The organism is Gemmobacter caeni, from assembly GCF_003054195.1.
Taxonomy (GTDB): Bacteria; Pseudomonadota; Alphaproteobacteria; order Rhodobacterales; family Rhodobacteraceae; genus Gemmobacter; species Gemmobacter caeni.
Window position 1 is genome coordinate 268,295 of record NZ_QBKP01000002.1, and the last position, 15,944, is coordinate 284,238.

At 67.3% G+C, this 15,944-nt stretch carries 14 protein-coding genes; 8 read left to right on the forward strand and 6 right to left on the reverse strand.

What is annotated here, in order from left to right; translation table 11 throughout:
- Positions 1-9: 9 nt before the first annotated feature.
- A complete protein-coding gene (locus tag C8N34_RS04115; protein WP_108127925.1) occupies positions 10-543 on the forward strand; it encodes a hypothetical protein in 534 nt (177 codons plus the stop codon).
- Here the strand turns inward: C8N34_RS04115 and C8N34_RS04120 are convergent, their stop codons facing one another.
- The 3 genes from C8N34_RS04120 to C8N34_RS04130 all read right to left on the reverse strand — a co-directional run bounded on the left by C8N34_RS04120 (position 544) and on the right by C8N34_RS04130 (position 3,641).
- On the reverse strand, positions 544-2,880 hold the full coding sequence (locus tag C8N34_RS04120; RefSeq protein ID WP_108127926.1) for a transglycosylase domain-containing protein: 2,337 nt from the start codon (positions 2,878-2,880) through the stop codon (positions 544-546).
- Between the two features lie 15 nt (positions 2,881-2,895).
- A complete protein-coding gene (locus C8N34_RS04125; protein ID WP_145693562.1) occupies positions 2,896-3,303 on the reverse strand; it encodes a hypothetical protein in 408 nt (135 codons plus the stop codon).
- Between the two features lie 74 nt (positions 3,304-3,377).
- The gene (locus C8N34_RS04130; RefSeq protein WP_108127928.1) at positions 3,378-3,641 is read right to left on the reverse strand and encodes an HU family DNA-binding protein; all 264 of its coding nucleotides are present in this window, start codon (positions 3,639-3,641) and stop codon (positions 3,378-3,380) included.
- Between the two features lie 244 nt (positions 3,642-3,885).
- Here C8N34_RS04130 and C8N34_RS04135 point away from each other — a divergent pair, with 244 nt between their 5' ends.
- From C8N34_RS04135 to C8N34_RS04150, 4 genes are all read left to right on the forward strand, one after another.
- Positions 3,886-6,492: an ATP-dependent helicase gene (locus C8N34_RS04135; protein ID WP_108127929.1), complete on the forward strand. Its 2,607-nt coding sequence runs from the start codon at positions 3,886-3,888 to the stop codon at positions 6,490-6,492.
- A 20-nt stretch (positions 6,493-6,512) separates the two neighbouring features.
- Complete coding sequence (locus C8N34_RS04140; RefSeq protein WP_108127930.1) at positions 6,513-7,973, forward strand: LPD7 domain-containing protein; 1,461 nt, start codon at positions 6,513-6,515, stop codon at positions 7,971-7,973.
- Positions 7,974-7,981: 8 nt separating this feature from the next.
- Entirely contained in the window at positions 7,982-9,157 is a 1,176-nt protein-coding gene (locus C8N34_RS04145; protein ID WP_108127931.1) for a hypothetical protein, read from the forward strand.
- A 114-nt stretch (positions 9,158-9,271) separates the two neighbouring features.
- Positions 9,272-9,760 carry a hypothetical protein gene (locus C8N34_RS04150; RefSeq protein WP_145693561.1) on the forward strand — a complete coding sequence of 163 codons (489 nt, stop codon included), beginning with the start codon at positions 9,272-9,274 and terminating at the stop codon, positions 9,758-9,760.
- Here C8N34_RS04150 and C8N34_RS04155 read toward each other — a convergent pair.
- Positions 9,732-10,490: a helix-turn-helix domain-containing protein gene (locus C8N34_RS04155; RefSeq protein WP_108127933.1), complete on the reverse strand. Its 759-nt coding sequence runs from the start codon at positions 10,488-10,490 to the stop codon at positions 9,732-9,734. The two genes, C8N34_RS04150 and C8N34_RS04155, sit on opposite strands and share 29 nt — an antisense overlap.
- A 137-nt stretch (positions 10,491-10,627) precedes the next feature.
- Between C8N34_RS04155 and C8N34_RS04160 the strand changes: the two genes are divergently transcribed.
- Entirely contained in the window at positions 10,628-12,133 is a 1,506-nt protein-coding gene (locus C8N34_RS04160; RefSeq protein ID WP_108127934.1) for a YqaJ viral recombinase family protein, read from the forward strand.
- Positions 12,134-12,149: 16 nt separating this feature from the next.
- Here C8N34_RS04160 and C8N34_RS04165 read toward each other — a convergent pair whose 3' ends face one another.
- Together C8N34_RS04165 and C8N34_RS04170 are read right to left on the reverse strand one after the other, a co-directional pair.
- Positions 12,150-12,593, reverse strand: coding sequence for a hypothetical protein (locus C8N34_RS04165; RefSeq protein WP_108127935.1), 444 nt, complete (start codon positions 12,591-12,593; stop codon positions 12,150-12,152).
- 87 nt (positions 12,594-12,680) lie between these two features.
- Entirely contained in the window at positions 12,681-14,018 is a 1,338-nt protein-coding gene (locus C8N34_RS04170) for a site-specific integrase (protein ID WP_108127936.1), read from the reverse strand.
- A 491-nt stretch (positions 14,019-14,509) separates the two neighbouring features.
- Here C8N34_RS04170 and C8N34_RS04175 point away from each other — a divergent pair, with 491 nt between their 5' ends.
- Both C8N34_RS04175 and C8N34_RS04180 read left to right on the forward strand, forming a co-directional pair.
- Positions 14,510-14,998, forward strand: a complete 489-nt coding sequence (locus C8N34_RS04175; RefSeq protein WP_158640493.1) for a DotD/TraH family lipoprotein — start codon at positions 14,510-14,512, stop codon at positions 14,996-14,998.
- Positions 14,999-15,001: 3 nt separating this feature from the next.
- Positions 15,002-15,940 (forward strand): type IV secretory system conjugative DNA transfer family protein, encoded by a 939-nt coding sequence (locus C8N34_RS04180; RefSeq protein WP_108127938.1) that lies wholly within the window; start codon positions 15,002-15,004, stop codon positions 15,938-15,940.
- Positions 15,941-15,944 lie beyond the last annotated feature (4 nt).

Below are 15,944 nucleotides of genomic sequence, written 5' to 3' on the forward strand. Positions count from 1 at the left end.
AAGAACCCCATGAGAAATCAGGTTTGCGAACTTCCTCAGGACGGACCGGCCTGGTCCTGCTGCTTTCAGACGGAGCTGGCGCCCGACCTGCCCTGGACGGACCCGTTCTCCGGCTTCGCCCTGAACGAGACGGACCTCTCCTGGTGGCGGCTTCCGAACTCCGCCCGGATCAGCCGGGCGCTGCGCTCCGGGGCGGTGCGCAGCATCGGCCCCTCCCGGCTCGCGGACCCGATCGGCCTCATCCTGCTGATCGGATCTCACGCGATGGCGGCCAGATCCCTCATCTACCCTCTGCGTGAGCCCGCCTTCTGGGTGCGCCGCACCGCCGAGGGGGGCTTCTCACGCTATCATCGGCCCGCGCTCCCGGAGACCCAGCTCTCCGAGCTGCTCGAGGTGCCGACCCGTCAGATCGGGCCCGCCCTCGCGCCCCTCCTGGCGGACGGGGCGATTGAGCTGGTCCGCTCCCCGAGGGGGGTGCGCGCGATCCTTCTGCGGGAGGACATCGTCGATGAGGGGCGGTTCCGGACCCGGCTTCGGGCCTGATCAGTAGGTCCGGAACACCCCGCCTGACCAGTCCGGTTCCGCCTCCCGTGAGAACGGGTCCGGATCCTCGACACGACCACCCCAGACCTCCTCTTCGGGCTCCGGCCGCGACTCGATCCGCTCAAAGAGGTCCTGCGGGTTCTTGAACGGGTCCCCGCCCGCCTCGATCGCCCGCCGACGCGCCTCCGGGTCCGGTTCGAAGATCAGCGCCCCGTCCTCGGTGGGGGGGAGGAGCGCGGAACCGGATCCGACCTCCAGGAGCGCGGGGGGCCAGACCCCCTCATCGCTCGTCCGTCCCGGGCGAGTCGTGAGCCCCTCCCGCTGCGCCCCCTCCAGGATGCGGGCGACGATCGGGGCGGCGGCGGAGGCGCCCGTGGTCTTCTGGGGGAGTGGTCCGTTGTCGTCCCGGCCGACCCAGACCCCGATCACCAGGTCCGGCGTGTATCCGATGAACCAGGCGTCCCGGTGCGCGGAGGTGGTCCCGGTCTTCCCCGCGATCGGGGTCTGCCCGAAGGCGCGCGCTGCCGTCCCCCGCACGGTCACCCCGTAAAGCATGGAGGAGATCAGCTCGGCGGTACGTTCCGTCACGACCGGGGAGTCGGAGGGGTGCTCCGGGACGAGGAGCGCGTCGCCGGAGCTGATCAGGTCATGGGCGTGCGGGGTCACCCGCATCCCCCCGTTGGCGAGCGCGGCGTAGCCGGCGGTGATCTCGATCAGGGAGGTCTCGGAGGCGCCCAGGGCGGAACTGGGATGCAGACGCATCCCGCCCGGCGGGTAGACCCCGGCCGCCTCGGTGATCTCGGCCAGCGCCACGGGCCCCAGCTGATCGATAAGCCGGGCGGCCACGTTGTTCGAGCTCTCCTCAAGGGCGACGAAGAGGGGGATCCAGCCGGTCTCCTTCCGGTCGTAGTTCTGCGGGGACCAGATCTCCCCGGTCCCGGTCATGTAGGATCCGCGCGTGTCCGACACCATGTCGTCCGGGGCGTATCCGGCCTCGAGGGCGCGCGCCCAGAGGAAGGGCTTGAGCGCGGAGCCGACCTGGCGACGGGCGGCGGTCCGGTCGAAACGGGACGTGTCCGGGTTGGCCCCGCCGATCACCGCCAGAATCGCACCGCTGCGCGCCTCCATCACGACCGCGGCTGCGTTCACCCGCGGCGCGGGGATGAGCGTGATCCCGTCCGGACCGCGCCGATAGGCGAAGACGTCGCCGATCCGGGGCTTCCCCTCCGCCTTGACCCGCTCCTCCGTCTCGAGCGGACCGAAGCCCCTATCGATCAGGACCCGCAGCGGCTCCGTGGAGAGGATGACGGCACGTCCGATTTGCGTGTTCGCGTCCACGTAGCGTGCCATCTCGCGGCGGATCCGGTCCTGATCCCGGGTCGCGAGGAGCGCCTCCGGGATGTTCCCCGCGGGACCAACCCCGTCGATCCGCTCCGCCCCCCAGCTCACCGCCTCCTGGGCGATCCGCTGCCAGGCGGGGGAGATCGTGAGCGATGCGCGCGCCTGATCGGAGGCCGGTAGACCGGCGGTCCGGATCTCGCGGAGGACCGCTGCCTCAGCCCAGGGGTCCGTCGGGGCCGCGGCCGCGCTCGCGGTCTGGATCGGGGTCGTGCGGGCCGCCTCCGCCTCCGCCTCCGAGATCACCCCCTCGGCGAGCATCCGTCCGATCACCGCGTCCCGTCTCGCGCGGGCACGTTCCGGGTTGCGGGACGGGTCGTAGAGGCCCGGACCCTTAAGGAGGCCGATCAGCATGGCGGATTCGGCGATGCCGACCTCGCTCCAGGTCCGGTCGAACCAGGCCCGCGGGGCGGCCACCGTCCCGAAGGCGCCACGTCCGAACCAGGACCGCGCCAGGTAACCGTCCAGGATCCGCTCCCGACCGATCCCGTGGACCGCGCGGACCGAGACGATCGCCTCGAGGACCTTGCGCTCCAGGGTCCGGCTGTTGCCGATCAGCTCGTTCTTGACCGCCTGCTGGGTGAGGGTCGATCCGCCACGAACGCGTCCCTCCCCGGAATCGGCAAGGGCCGCGAGGATCGCGAACGGGTCCACCCCCGGATGCTCATGAAACCGCGAATCCTCGGTCGCGATCAGGCCCGGAACGAAGCTCGGATGCAGAAGGTCGGGCCCCGGAGAGCCGCCGCGGGACGCGTCGATACGGCCCATCTCCCCCCCGTCCTGGGCGACCAGCTCGATCACGATCCCGGGTCCCTGGGCCGTTAGGGCCTGCTCAACGGATCCGGGCGGGAGGTCCAGGGTCCCGAACGGACCGGTCATGAGGGCTGAAACCCCCCCAAGAACCGCCTTGGTGAGGGCGTAGATGCCGGCCTCAGACATGATGTCCTGACCCTCTTAAGGAAACGGGATGAACGCGCGAAGCTCTTCGGGCTTCACCCCCATGATCACGGCGGCGCGGAGGAACTCGCTCGGGGTGATCTCCTCAGCGCCGAAGATCCGTTCGACGCTCAGGACCATCTCACGCGGCAGCCAGACGATCGCCTTCACCCAGTCGACCGAGGTCGCGTTGCGGATCATCCGGCGCTGGCGGGGTCCGCTCAGATCCACCACGCGCCGAACCTCCGGAACGATTTTCGCATTTCCGTTGTCATGTGCGGTGATCAGGATCGAGGCGAAACGGCGAACCGCCTGACTGCGGTTCTCGTAGACGCCCCCATCAAGGACCGCCCGGCAGGGGGAGGTCATGAAGATGTTCACGGACTTCATGGCGAGCCCGTCCTGAACACCTTTTGATATTTTCATTTTTCGCATCCTGGGTCTCCTGGGTCTGCGGGGGCGTTGTGCGGGGCGCACCGGTCACCCGGTGCGCTTGACGCTCAGACGGACAGGGCCGAGGAGGGCTTGAAGTTAAGGACCCGCTTCTCGGGGACCTCGATGGTCGCGCCGGTCGCCGGGTTGCGGGCGCTGCGCGCGGGGCGGGTCTTGACCTTGAAGGTTCCGAAGCCCGCGATCGCGACGCCGCCAGCATCCGCCGAGCCCCGCGCCACCTCGGCGAAAAGCACGTCGATGACCTCGCCCGCCTGCTTCCGGTTCAGACCGGTCTTCTCCGCTACGCTCGCGATGAGCTCACTCTTCTTCATGTTGTTCCCTTTCTTTATATGCGAAGGACATGAGCCCTTGTCGCAAAACAATATGTGATCAATAGCCGCTTTCACCTCGGTTGTCTTGACCATGTTAAGCGGAGGTCTTTTCATTTTTGGGGATAACCGGATCCATTTTTCGCTTTTTCCCCCATGGCCCGAGCCCGCATCGCGAAGGACTGTATGAGTTTTCGCACACTCCGCATAGCTCTAGGCCAAAGGACCGTTTGCGGGAGGGGCAGGGATGGATGTCAGAGGGTTTGTGAACTCCCTCTCGGAGGAGCAGCGTGCGGCGGCCCTGCACACCCGTGGTCCCGTCATGACCCTCGCGGGGGCCGGTTCCGGAAAGACCCGGATGCTGGTCGGCCGACTTTTGCACCTGATCGGTCCGGAAGCGGACGGCGGCCTCGGGGCCGACCCCTCCTCCGTGATGATGGTGACCTTCACCAACAAGGCGGCCCGCGAGATGCGGGAGCGGGTCCTGCCCGTTCTCGAGGAGCTCCAGGAGCGCGAGCCGAACCGGCGGATCGGGGAGCCCTGGATCGGCACCTTTCACGGCCTCTCATTGCGCATTCTGCGCGTTGAGGCGTCGCGTGCGGGTCTCGGTCCTAACTTCTCGATCTTCGACGAGGCGGACGCGCGCAGCCTCCTGAACGACGTCATCGAGGAGATGGGGATCGACCAGTTCGACGCGGACGAGTTCTTTCGTGATCTTGAAACCGCGAAGGCGCGGGTCCTCTCGCCGGACTTCCTGATGAAGGGGCGGGTCGCTGCGGAGGCGGGCGGTCCGACCGCCGACCGGTGGCGCTCGGTCCTCGCGCATTTCCGCTCCGACCGGTTCATCGAGGTCTATGATCGCTATCAGCGCGCGCTCGAGGAACAGAACGCGGTCGACTTCTCGGACCTGCTCAACCGGACCACGCGGCTCTTCCGGGACGTCCCGGAGGTCCGCGACAGCTGGCGCTCCACCTTCCGTCACTTCATGGTCGATGAGGTCCAGGACATCAACCGCGCCCAGGTCGCCTGGCTCATGGAGCTGACCGGGGGCGGGGAGGAGACACGGGTCGAGGACGCCTCCCGCGGTCATGAGCACGCGGAGGCCGGGGACGGTCTTCACGAGATCAACACCTACCGTCTGCGTCGCTTCCCCCGGCCGACCATCGCCTTCGTCGGTGACGATGATCAGAGCATCTACGGGTTTCGCGGCTCAGAGGTGGCGGTGATGCACGGGCTTCGGGACCGGTTCGCCGATCTCGACCTGCGGTTCATGGGGACCTCCTATCGCTGTCAGCCGATGATCCTCGACGCCGCCAACGCCCTCGTGCGTCAGAACTCGGACCGGTTCGGGAAGGACCTGACCCCGCACGGGAAGGCGGAGCGGTTCGGCAAGGTCCGGTTTCGCAAGGCGGCTGACCCGGCCGCCGAGATCCAGCACCTCGCCAAGGAGGCGGAGGCCTATATCCGGGACGGGGGCGAGCCCTCCGAGTTCGCGATCCTGATCCGGACCCGGGACATCGCCAAGCAGGTCGCCAAGGAGCTGCGTGCACGCGGTCTCCCCGTCGTCGAGGGGAAGTCCTCCGACATCCGCAAGACGATGGAGGTCAAGGACGCGATGTCCTTCGTCACCGCTCTGGTCAACCCGGACGCGGAGGTGCCGGTGCGCCGGATCATCAACAAGCCCTCCCGCGGTCTCGGGCCGACCTCCCTGCGCAAGGTCAACGTCAACGCGCGGCTGAAGAACGTGACCTTTCTTCAGGAGCTGCGCTCCGTCATGATGGGTCGGGTCGAGGTTCCGGACGGGGGGGAGCCCTATCCGACCCGGTTCACCCGGGATGTCCGGGACTTCGGGCTCCTGCTTGATCGGGCCCGCACGGAGGCGTCACGCGCCCCGAACGCGGGCGCCGCGATCGTAGCGGCCCTGAACGCCACGGGTTACCTTCCAGACCTTTACCGCAGCGCCCTGAAATCCGCCGGTCTCGTCCGGCATGAGGCGGAGACGGCGGATCTCGGCCCGCGCGAGTTCCTGTCCTGGATCATCGCGCGCGAGTCCGCCGAGAAGGACCGGGCTGCCACGCAGATGCGTCTCGGGGAGATGTCCGGCGAGGACCTCGCCGACCGGGCCGGACAGCTCTCCGAGGTGGCCCGCCGGATCGGCAACATCTCCCTTCTGATCACCGAGGCCTCCGGCTTCCAGACCCTCGAGGCCTTCGCACAGGAGAGCGTTCTGGAGATGAGCCAGACCCAGGCCTCCGCCGGCATCCAGGTGATGACCGTGCACGCCTCGAAAGGGCTCGAGTTCGACCACGTGCGGCTGCCGTTCTGGATCGAGGGGGTCATGCCGCACGGCCGCGCCGTGGAGGAGGGGGGGGAGGCCGTCGAGGAGGAGCGACGTCTCGCCTATGTGGCGATCACACGTGCCCGGAAGACGGTCGGGGTCTCCGCCCCGATCTCGGTCCGGGGTTGCGGGTTCATCCGTCAGAACGGTGCGGAGACCTCCCGCTTCGTGGACGAGATGGCCGGGAACCGTTCCGTGCATTTCATCCGGAAAGGGGAGAACCCTCCCCACCTTTACCTGTCGGCCGGATCCCCGCAGCCGAGACCCGAGCCCGCCCCCGCGGCCGCGCCTTCGACCCGCGCTCCGATCCCGACCCCCGTACCCGTTTCGGTGATCCTGTCGGAGCCGCCGCAGCTCTCCGAGGGGGAGCGTTTCCATGCGGAGGATCCGGGCTGGGCTCCGGATGACCTGTTCCAGCCGGGTGACCCGGGCTGGTCGGAGGCGGACGCTGACCTGATCCCGGATTTCGGTCCGGACGTTCCGTACGAGGAGGAGGGGATGGAGATCCCCTTCTGAAAACCACAAGGAGAGACGAGATGAGCCTGTTTGAGGCCTTTGGGCGGGTCAGCCGTGAACATGATGACCAGTTCCTGGAGATGATGGCGAACCGGCCCGAGCCGGAGCCGGACCCGGACGAGGAGACGGCCGAGGTCGCACCGGCCGTGCCGGCGGCGTCCGATCCGGTTACTGCGCGAGAGGGCGCTCCCGATCGGGAGGCCGAACCGGCCCCGGCCCCTAATGCGGCAGACCCCGCTCCCACGGGGCCCGGGCCTTCCGATGCGGTTTCCGCAGCGCCCGATGAGACGGTCGTTAAGGAGGGGGCGCCCGTTCCGGCCCCCGTCGAGGGTCCGGAGGCGGGGGCTGCGGTGACCGCGCGCCCGGAGGGGATCGCGGCCGCGGCGGAGGGGCTCCTTCAGACGGAGGCGGAGCGGGCCGCCGAGATCGCCGATATCCGGATCCGGGGCAGCGTTGTGGACGGCGGGTCCGCGCAGGACATGCTGGACGGGAAGCACCCGAGGCCGTCCGTGATGTCGCAGCGGGAGATCGACCGGATGAACCGGTTGCGGAGCCTCGGCCTTGAGCTGGAGCAGCCCTACCCCTGGCCGGACTTCATGCCCTATCCGACCGAGGCGGAGCTTCGGGAGCTTCTCAACCCCGACACGACCCCGGAGATGATCCGCGCCTTCGAGATCAACAAGCAGAAGGAGGCGGATGACATGGCCGCCCGGGCGGCCGAGATCAACGACTGGATCTTCCGCTCCGGGACGATGCGGCTCAACGAGGAGGCCCAGATGCGCCGGGCCGCGCGCCGGGACGCGGCGATCACAGAACGCAACCGCGGCAGACGTCCCGAGGACCGGCTTCAGAACGAGACCACCGTGGAGGACGTCTCGGATCTCGACCTTTACGGGGACCACTTCTACGGGGTTCGGTTCGCCATGCTGCTCCGGCTAGATTCCGCCAACGTCAGCCGCCTCGCGACCGCTCCGGTCGCCGCCTGGGGACATGACCGGCTGATCACCCTGGACGGCGGGCGCATCCGGGCGCGGGACGGGGAGCTCGTCGTGACATCCGTCTCCGCGCAGGCCGCGCAGATGCTGGTGATGGAGGCGAAGGCGCGCGGATGGGAGACGCTTCGGGTGTCCGGTGACAACGAGTTCTGCGCCGCGGTAAAACTGGCCGCCAAACAGGCCGGGATGGGGGCGATCATCCACCGGCGCGGCCCGCTCGGGATAGGGCCCTTCTCGCGTCCGGAGGTGATCATGCCCCTGCCGCCACGCAGCCGGGTCCCGGTCGGGGTTGACCAGGGCGCGAAGCCCGACCAGGCCCGCAAGGAGGCGGAGGCGATCGCACCCCCTGAGGACGTCGAGGCCGCGAACGCGCTGGGCCAGCTCCAGCGACAGAACCGGGAAAGACAGACGGACCGGAAACGGCTGACGGTATCTGACCCGCTGGTACGGCGGGAACCCGCCCCCGAAGCCCCGTCGCCGAACTGAGGTGCCTGATGCGCGTCAACGCCAAAGCGCTCATGCGGGTCGGTGAGATCCGCTGCCATCATCAGGACCCCTCCGGTCACAGACGACCGGCGCGCGCCTGCCTGATCACGGAGGAGACCGTTCGCCAAGCCCGCGAGATGGGGGAGGCGGACCCGTCCTTGCGGTCGAGGGAGACCTCCCCGGACGTGCGCTACGGGGGGGTGCTCGCCTATATCTCGGACGCCGCGGGCGCAGCCAGGTGCGTCTTCCTGCCCCCCGGTCAGGACGGGGGTCTGACCCTCACGGACGGGACCCGCTTCCTCGGCCCGGACATGTTCTCGGCCGAGGCGGCGCTCGCCGCCACGCCCGGACCCGATCCGGATCGGGTCCGGGCCCTCCTTGGGATCCGGTCCGTCTTCCGGATGGTCGCCGCCGCGCCCGACGAGGAGCGGTTCCCGGTCGGCCTGATCGCTCAGGCCTACCGGTCCGCGTTGCGCTCCGCCTTCGGACCGGCGCTCCTGCCCGTCGGGGAGGAGGGGCTCGTGCGCAAATGCCAGGCGGACCTGGTGCGGGCCCGGATCGCGGAGCTGGACCCGTCAAGCCCGGACGCGATCGGTCAGTGCGAACCGTTCCTTCGGGTGCTCGATCGGGCCGGAGCGGACGCCCGCGCCGAGGCGGTCCGCCTGCCCGGTTCGGAGCGGATCACCCGGGAGGAGGCGCGTCTCCTTCTTAACCGCGCCCCGTTCCGGGACCGTCTCTTCGGGGCCCTGGCGCTGACCCCGACCGAACGGATCGAGGCGGCGGTCCTGCCGATCCCGGAGGTGGAGGAGATCGAAAGGTCCCTCGCGGGGTCCCGTCTCGGCGGTCTCTGGGCGGACCGGATCAACCGGATCGCCTCCGAACTGACCGGATCCGGCGCCGGGTCCGGCTGGTACCGGATAGAGCTCACCCTCTTCGTCTCAGGCGGTCGGGACCTGATGATCCTGTCCGACAGCGTCGGCCGCGAGGCGGGGATCGCGCTGGCCTATTCCTGGCCGAGCGCGGAGCGGCGCCCGGTCCTTCAGGCCCCCTCCGGGCCGGTCTACGCGATCAGTCCCCAGGAGGTGCCTGACGAGGAGGAGCTGATTCGCCTCAGGCGCGTCCTGTCGGAGCTGGAACAGGCCAGAACCGCGAAACCCTCCCTGCGGGAGGCCCTCGACGCCTGAATCCCCCCCCTTTTTCAAGGGGAGAGCATGTGTCGTCGTGCGTTTTTCACAAAAAGTGTTGCGAAAAAGAATTTCCATACCATATCTAGTGTCAGTCTTAACGTGGAGGCAGAGATGTCCAACCGTTCTTTCGTGGTCAAGGGGCTCAAATACGCCTCCGGCAGGGAGATCACCTTCGAGGTGCAGTTCTTCACCTATCTGGTTTGGACCGCGCCGGAGCGGGGGATGACCGCACGCGATCTGCGAAAGGCCTTCAAGCGGGTCTGTGAGGTGGTGGGGGAGCGTCCGACCTGGTTCGCGACCCAGCGGTTCGCCTGGTCTCTGATGAGCAGCTGCTATGTGCGGGCATATTGGCTCCGTCCTGGGTTCTACCTGGATGATGAGGCGATGGAGCTTCGACAGCGCTGCGTCTTCCAGGAGCTCCTGCGGGACACCCCCTTCGACAAGATGGACAGGATCCGCAAGCGCTATGAGACCCCGGGGGTCCCCTACGCCCGTCAGGGGCGTGAGACCTGCGAGCCGGAGGAGCTGATCCGGTTCCTGGGCGGTCTGAAGGAGGGGGACGTGGAGCGGATCAGACGAGCCGCAGCCGCGATTGCCTGAGAAGGATGTCCATGCTTGACCAGATCCCGTGATAGTCAGAGTCGTTTGCGATCCGTTCTGACTGGTCCAGCGTCCCCTTCTCCGTCTTGCGTCGGAGGTCGACCTGGCTCACCCCGTTGATGACGGAGGTGTGGTCCTTCCCGCCGAGGTGCTCCCCGATGACGGAGAAGGAGGTCCCGCTCACCGTACGCAGGACCCACATCGTCATGAACCGGGCGTTGACGATGTCTTTTGACCGTCTCTTCGAGATGATGTCCTTCACCGAGATCTTTGTCACCTCCTCGGTCACCTCGAGGACCTGCGCGGCGGAGGGGGTCGTCCCTGCCGGCTTGAGCGCGCGAACGGGGAGGCCTTCATCGATCATTCCAATTTTTCGCAAATGATCGATAACGCTCCGGCGGGTGGCCGGGATCGCCACCCCGTCCTTGTTGCGCAGGCGGGGGATATCGTTGAGGAGCCGCAGATAGGCCTGCGCCTGGCAGGACAGGACCCCCTTCTCTTGAAGCCGGAACACCATCGTCCCGATCCCGTATTCCAGAACCCCGCCCGCCTCGGCGGCGACGGACATCTGGGACGCGCCCGCAAGCAGCCGATCGGTGACCTCACGGGCGCCGAGAAGGACTTCCTCCGCGTCATGGCCGCTCATGGTCTTCAGGGGAGGGCAGGAGGGGAAGGGCAGGGCCCCACGTTGGGTCGGTCTGAGGTCCTGTACGATCGCTTTCGCCTGCATGTCAGCTCCAAATGTGATATGATTTTTCGCAGATCGCGGGTAGATGTAACGCTGACCCCGGAGTCCGGAACAGAAAAAATGATCTGAGACGGAAAAATCCGGAATTTTTTCGCAAACCAGTAAGGGCGGAGCGAGACATGAGCGCGAAACAGGACAAACGGGACCGCTACCAGGCCTTCGATGCGGCCGCGCTGGCGGAGGCGGCGGCCCCTGCGCCGACCGATTTCCCTCAGATGGAGCGGCGCCTGCGCGCGCTGATCGACCTGCTCCCGCAGCGTCCGGTGATCCAGGATCACCACGTGAACCGCTGGCTTGACCGCACCATCGCGATGTCGATCGGCCGGGTGGAGATGGAGAACGGGGAGGGGAACGCCTCCGTCGGTCACGTCCACGCCCACGCGCTCTGGCACGTGCGCCGCGCCTCGGCGATCGGCGGGTCAGAGATGGGGACGATCGTCAAACACTTCCGGGGCGACCGCGGAAACTTCACCTCTGCGAAAAACCTCGCCCTCGAGAAGCTCCTGATCATGTCTCCGCAGCGCTCCACCCCGGAGATGGCGCGAGGGAACCGGGCGGAGCCCTGGCTCCAGCGGATGTATCACGAGGAGCACGGGGTCCGCTCGGACGAGCAGGCGCTGGGTCTCCTCAAGGGCTACCGCTGGTCTCGCCTGCCCCAGATGGTCGGAACCCCGGATGACATCGTCATCCTGCCGGACGGGCGGCGTCGTCTCGTCGACTACAAGTGCCCCTCCGCTGACGTGAACGCGGATTACGAGAAGAACGGGGTCAGCTTCGACTACGTCTGTCAGGTCCACCACTACGGGATCCTCTCCCAGTCCGCCGGCGGCCGGTTCGACGAGATGGAGGTGGCGGTCTTCGACCCGCGTTACTTCGTGATTCACCAGTACGCGGTCCCGCGGGATACGGACCTCATCCAGGAGATCATGAAGTCCGCCCGGGCATTCTGGGACGATTTCGTGATGAACGGGCTCATCCCGGACGACATCGCCCCGGACGCGCTCGAGATCCGGGAGGGGGAGATGTACGAGCTCGGGATGCAGGCCGCGATCCTGAAGATGATGGCGGACGAGGTCGATCTGCGCAAGACGGAGCTCCTGTCCCGGATCTCCGCCATGGGGTCCGAGTGGCATGAGCTCGCGACCGGCAAGCTCGATCTCGGCTTCGCCTCCTTCACCCGGGCACGCAAATGGGACGAGGCGGTCCTCTCCGAGCTCGCCCAGTCGGTCGGGATCGATCCGCAAGCGCATCTCAAGGAGACCGGAAAGCCGGATACGGACAAGGCGGTGGCGCTGCTCGCCGCGCTCCACAAGCGGATCGTTGACGGTCAGGACCCGGGGCAGATCCTGGCCGATATCGCGCGTGACGGGGTCCCGATGAAGTCCGCGGTGGACCTCGACGCGCTCGAGGCGGCGCTGCGCGAGGCGGGCGTTAACACCACCCCCGCCGCCGGTCTCAGTGAGAAGTTCCTGATCTCCCAGAAGAAGAAGGGCCCGGACGCGGATAACGTCCGGGCCATCAAGGCGCAGGCGATCGATCTGGCGGACACGCTGGAGGAGGTGGTCCGCAATGAGGGGAACAGGATCCTCCAAGGCGATCCTGACGAGGACCCGAACCCGGTCTGAGGCCGGGCTCGCCCCGTCAGGCCATTTGGCGGGGCCCGCTCGAGGGCTGGACCATCGGGGAGAGGGGGGCGATCGCCGCCCGCTCCGCGATGAGCGCGCCCCCCGACAGGAACCCGATCGCGCCGATCAGGGCCCGCTCCGGGATCCGGGACTCACCCAGCGGCAGGGCGAGCTTCACGGGGAGGAGGCGGGCCTCGTCCCCGTCGACCATCATCACCCCCTCATCGGCCACGCCCGGGCTCATCTGGATCGGGCCGCGGCACATCATGGCCCGTCCGCCGAGCGCGGAGATCTTGTGGTCGCGCTGGTGGCGCAGGTTGTGCAGGAGCACGTCCGCGTCCTGACGGTTGCGGACCTCAACGCGGCGCCGGTCGGCGCTGTCGGTCGCGCTGATGAAGTCGATCGAGGCGACCCGGTCCCCCAGGGTCAGCGTTTCGGGGTCGTAATATCCGATGGGCATGCTTTGCTCCGAAGGGGTTACATTTTTCGCATCATATCAGGGGATCAGAAACCGGCAACAGGTAATCCCCAGCTTTTCGCCACGGGCTCATTCCGGGGCGGGGGCGGTCTCCTCCGGACCCTGCTCCGGAGCGCTCCGGGTCGTGTCGGTACCGAAGGCGGCCTGAAGTCTGCGCGCCACCGTCTCGTCACAGCCGGGGACCCATCCGCCCGATCCGGATCCGGAGCGGGACTGACGGGTGCGGGTCTTCCCGTAGCCCTGGGTCGACCCCCGGGACGTGTGGCCCATCAGGGCGGCGACCTTATGCATCGGCATGACCCGGCGCGCCCGGGTCGCGAAGTCGTGGCGCAGCGCGTAGAGGTTGATCTGGACGGTCCGGTCCGCCAGCTCCCGCTCGGCCGTCGTCCGGACGTGCTTCGTGATCATGCTGATCAGGTCCCTCTTGCGTGCCTCCGTGAGCGGGATCCCGTGAAGCCGCGCTGCGAGCGAGATCAGCCGGAGATCCTCGTCCGGGACCCCGGTCAGGACCTGGGCCCGGAACGCGCGCACCAGGTTCGGGTTCCCGTTGCGAGTCTTGGCGTTCCGGATCATCAGGACCGGGTCGATCCGGGTCGCCGTCCGCGCGTCGATCACCGCACGCACATGTCCGATCAGCTCCGCCCCGTCGAGCGCCTCCTGCGGGATCAGGAGGCCGGACATCGCCGCCTTCTCCGGATTGGTCCGGATCAGGCCGATCTGTGCGTGGGTGTACTCCCGTTTCGGATCGCCGCACATGAGCACGCAGTCGAACACTTCGGTGGGACGCATGCCGGTGAGCCAGACTACCCTCAGGAAGATCCTGGTCAGGGCGAGGACGTTGGCCCGGCCCGTCGCGAGGGAGGAGACCCCGTCCTCATGCGGCTGGTCCATCATTGGGAAGTCGATCCGGCTGAGGTCGCTCTCGGTGATCGGGACGTGCTTTTGCCGGTCCGGGCTCGCCTCTCGTGACCGGTTCGGATAGACCCCGCTGAGCGACTGCGCGAGGTCCTCCTGGCTACCCGGATATCCGGTCTGGGTGAGACGGGCGGTGATGTCCGAGATCAGCCAGGTCCCCATCTCGATGAGCTCGCTGACCGGCAGGGTGACGAACTCCAGCAGTCGGGCGATATCTTCGCGACTGACCTCGGTGATCGGTGGCTGCTCGAACACCCCCTCCGGCCAGACCCCCTCCTCGACGAACCGTCGGCAGATCGCCCGGATCGCGGTGACCTCGCGTCTGGCGGAGCTGACGTTGAGCAGGACGGTCCGGATGGCGATCTGGTTGCCGATCTCTGACGAGGAGGGCCTCGTCCCCTGGATCTTCAGACGGGCGCTCATGCTTTTCAGGATGCGATTGAAGTCCCCGATATAGGCGGGGTTTACGGGGTCCGGGGTGATGTCGTTCATATCTTTATTCTGGGCTTTCGTCGGTTATTGAACGTGTTTCCATAGCGGGGGCCTCATGGGGGGTGGGGCGACGTCACGCCTCATGGCGAGGACGTGGAATCCCTCTTGGCGGACCCGTCGACCGCGCGGCACTCAGCGCGGCGCTACACCGCAGCCGGCTGTCTTTATCCCCTCTCCTGGCTGAGGCCGCCGGAAACGCATCCTGCCCTGTCTGATATATGTTCAGGGAATCGGATATTGAACAGTTTTTCGCAGATGATGATTCATGTTGATGGGGATATCTTCCCCGAAGAGATCAGAAGGATGGCCTGCTGAAGGAAGGATGCGTCCGGACCCGTAGACTGCCAAAATCTCCCAGGACGGCCCTCTGGTGAGATCTGAAAACACTTGGGTTTTCCACAACTAAACGCGCGATGGTCAAGCAATCCCCTTTTTCGCAAAGACGCCAGTTGATAGGGTGCGGAAGAGAACCCTCAGCGGAAGTGACTGCCATGAGATTCAAACTGATCCTGTTGACCCTGGCGACCGCCACCATCGTTTCGGGCTGCGCCGCCGGCCGTGGCGACACGGAGGGTCCACCGATCGACGAGGTGGACGCGAAAATCGCTGAGGCGGTTCAGATCTCCGCGAACGCGAACAAGGCGATTTCGGAGGTCGAGGTTGCGACCGCGGGTCCGGTTCGCGCCGGCCCCGCCCAGCATGTGCCTGAAAATGTCGTGCTGCCTCCGGAGGCGGTCCAGCCGATCACGGTCGACTGGAACGGCCCGGTCGAGACCTTCCTCCAGGCGATCTCGCAGCGCGCCGGCTACACGCTGAAGGTCACGGGACGTGCCCCCGCGAACCAGGTGATGATCTCCCTTCGCGCCGAAGAGGAGCCCCTCTTCGGGGTTGTCCGTCGGGCCGGGAACATGGTGCACGGCTACGCCGATATCGCGTTCAACCCGGCGAACGGGACCATCGAACTCCGCTACGGGGGCTGACCCATGAGACACCGCACGCTGATGATCGGACTGATGGCCGGGGTGGCGCTGACCGCCTGCGCGCCGGTCCCGTCCCGGATGGAGCCGCCAGCCGCGCCGGCACCGCAAGCGATCGGCGGCGGTGAGGACCTGCGCCGTGGCCAGGAGCCGGTGGCCAACCCGTCACAGGTCCGGATCGACCTGCATGACCCGAAGGACGAAAAGGTGGAGATCACCGAGATCCGGCGCCGCGCGCTCATGGAGGCGGCCCAGGGCTACGGGTCACAGATGGGATACGCGCGTCGGGTCTGGGAGATCGAGGGGCTCCTCGAGGCGCGTGCCCCGTCCCTGGACGAGGTGTTCAGCTTCGGTCGGGTGGTGACCGAGGCCCCCGTCAAGGCGGGCTACATCATCCCCCCCATCGTGAGCCGCTCCTTTGACGCGTTCCGGAGCGACAATGAGGGCCGTGAGGCCTCCGTCGCGGACGAGTATCTCACCATCGTCGCTCCGGGCCGGATCGTTCCGGTCACGCCGACCTGGCGGGACTACCTTCTCTTCACCGCGGCGCAGCCGGAACAGCCGGCACGCTCCCTGCTGCCCTCGAACGAGATGGAGCGGAAGCTCTTCACGGAATGGTTCCGGGACGGCTGGTCCGCGGGGGTCTCCCTGGCGGATGAGGAGATCAACCTGCGGCTGACCCGGTTGCGGCGGGATTATGAGGGGATGCTTCAGTATCGTCGGCTCGTCTCGATGGGGATGATGGACCGGATGGTTCTGGCCCAGGCGGACTTCGGGGTGACCGGCGGGGGTGATGAGCTCCGGATCGGGTCCCGGACCGTTCAGATCGTCTCGGACGCACAGTTTGATGCGAACCCGCGCCGTTGGTCCGTTCGCGAGGTCGGCGCCCGAGATCGGGGGATCGTCGAACTGGGGGAGATCCCCGCCCTCAGCACGCTCTACTGAGGTG

Bases quoted from the DNA above. Each gene is read 5' to 3' on its own strand.
- C8N34_RS04175 (WP_158640493.1), top strand. From the start codon at position 14,510: ATGAGATTCAAACTGATCCTGTTGACCCTGGCGACCGCCACCATCGTT.
- C8N34_RS04155 (WP_108127933.1), bottom strand. From the start codon at position 10,490: ATGCAGGCGAAAGCGATCGTACAGGACCTCAGACCGACCCAACGTGGG.
- C8N34_RS04125 (WP_145693562.1), bottom strand. From the start codon at position 3,303: ATGAAAATATCAAAAGGTGTTCAGGACGGGCTCGCCATGAAGTCCGTG.
- C8N34_RS04150 (WP_145693561.1), top strand. From the start codon at position 9,272: ATGTCCAACCGTTCTTTCGTGGTCAAGGGGCTCAAATACGCCTCCGGC.
- C8N34_RS04140 (WP_108127930.1), top strand. From the start codon at position 6,513: ATGAGCCTGTTTGAGGCCTTTGGGCGGGTCAGCCGTGAACATGATGAC.
- C8N34_RS04165 (WP_108127935.1), bottom strand. From the start codon at position 12,593: ATGCCCATCGGATATTACGACCCCGAAACGCTGACCCTGGGGGACCGG.
- C8N34_RS04120 (WP_108127926.1), bottom strand. From the start codon at position 2,880: ATGTCTGAGGCCGGCATCTACGCCCTCACCAAGGCGGTTCTTGGGGGG.
- C8N34_RS04170 (WP_108127936.1), bottom strand. From the start codon at position 14,018: ATGAACGACATCACCCCGGACCCCGTAAACCCCGCCTATATCGGGGAC.
- C8N34_RS04115 (WP_108127925.1), top strand. From the start codon at position 10: ATGAGAAATCAGGTTTGCGAACTTCCTCAGGACGGACCGGCCTGGTCC.
- C8N34_RS04160 (WP_108127934.1), top strand. From the start codon at position 10,628: ATGAGCGCGAAACAGGACAAACGGGACCGCTACCAGGCCTTCGATGCG.
- C8N34_RS04130 (WP_108127928.1), bottom strand. From the start codon at position 3,641: ATGAAGAAGAGTGAGCTCATCGCGAGCGTAGCGGAGAAGACCGGTCTG.
- C8N34_RS04145 (WP_108127931.1), top strand. From the start codon at position 7,982: ATGCGCGTCAACGCCAAAGCGCTCATGCGGGTCGGTGAGATCCGCTGC.
- C8N34_RS04135 (WP_108127929.1), top strand. From the start codon at position 3,886: ATGGATGTCAGAGGGTTTGTGAACTCCCTCTCGGAGGAGCAGCGTGCG.
- C8N34_RS04180 (WP_108127938.1), top strand. From the start codon at position 15,002: ATGAGACACCGCACGCTGATGATCGGACTGATGGCCGGGGTGGCGCTG.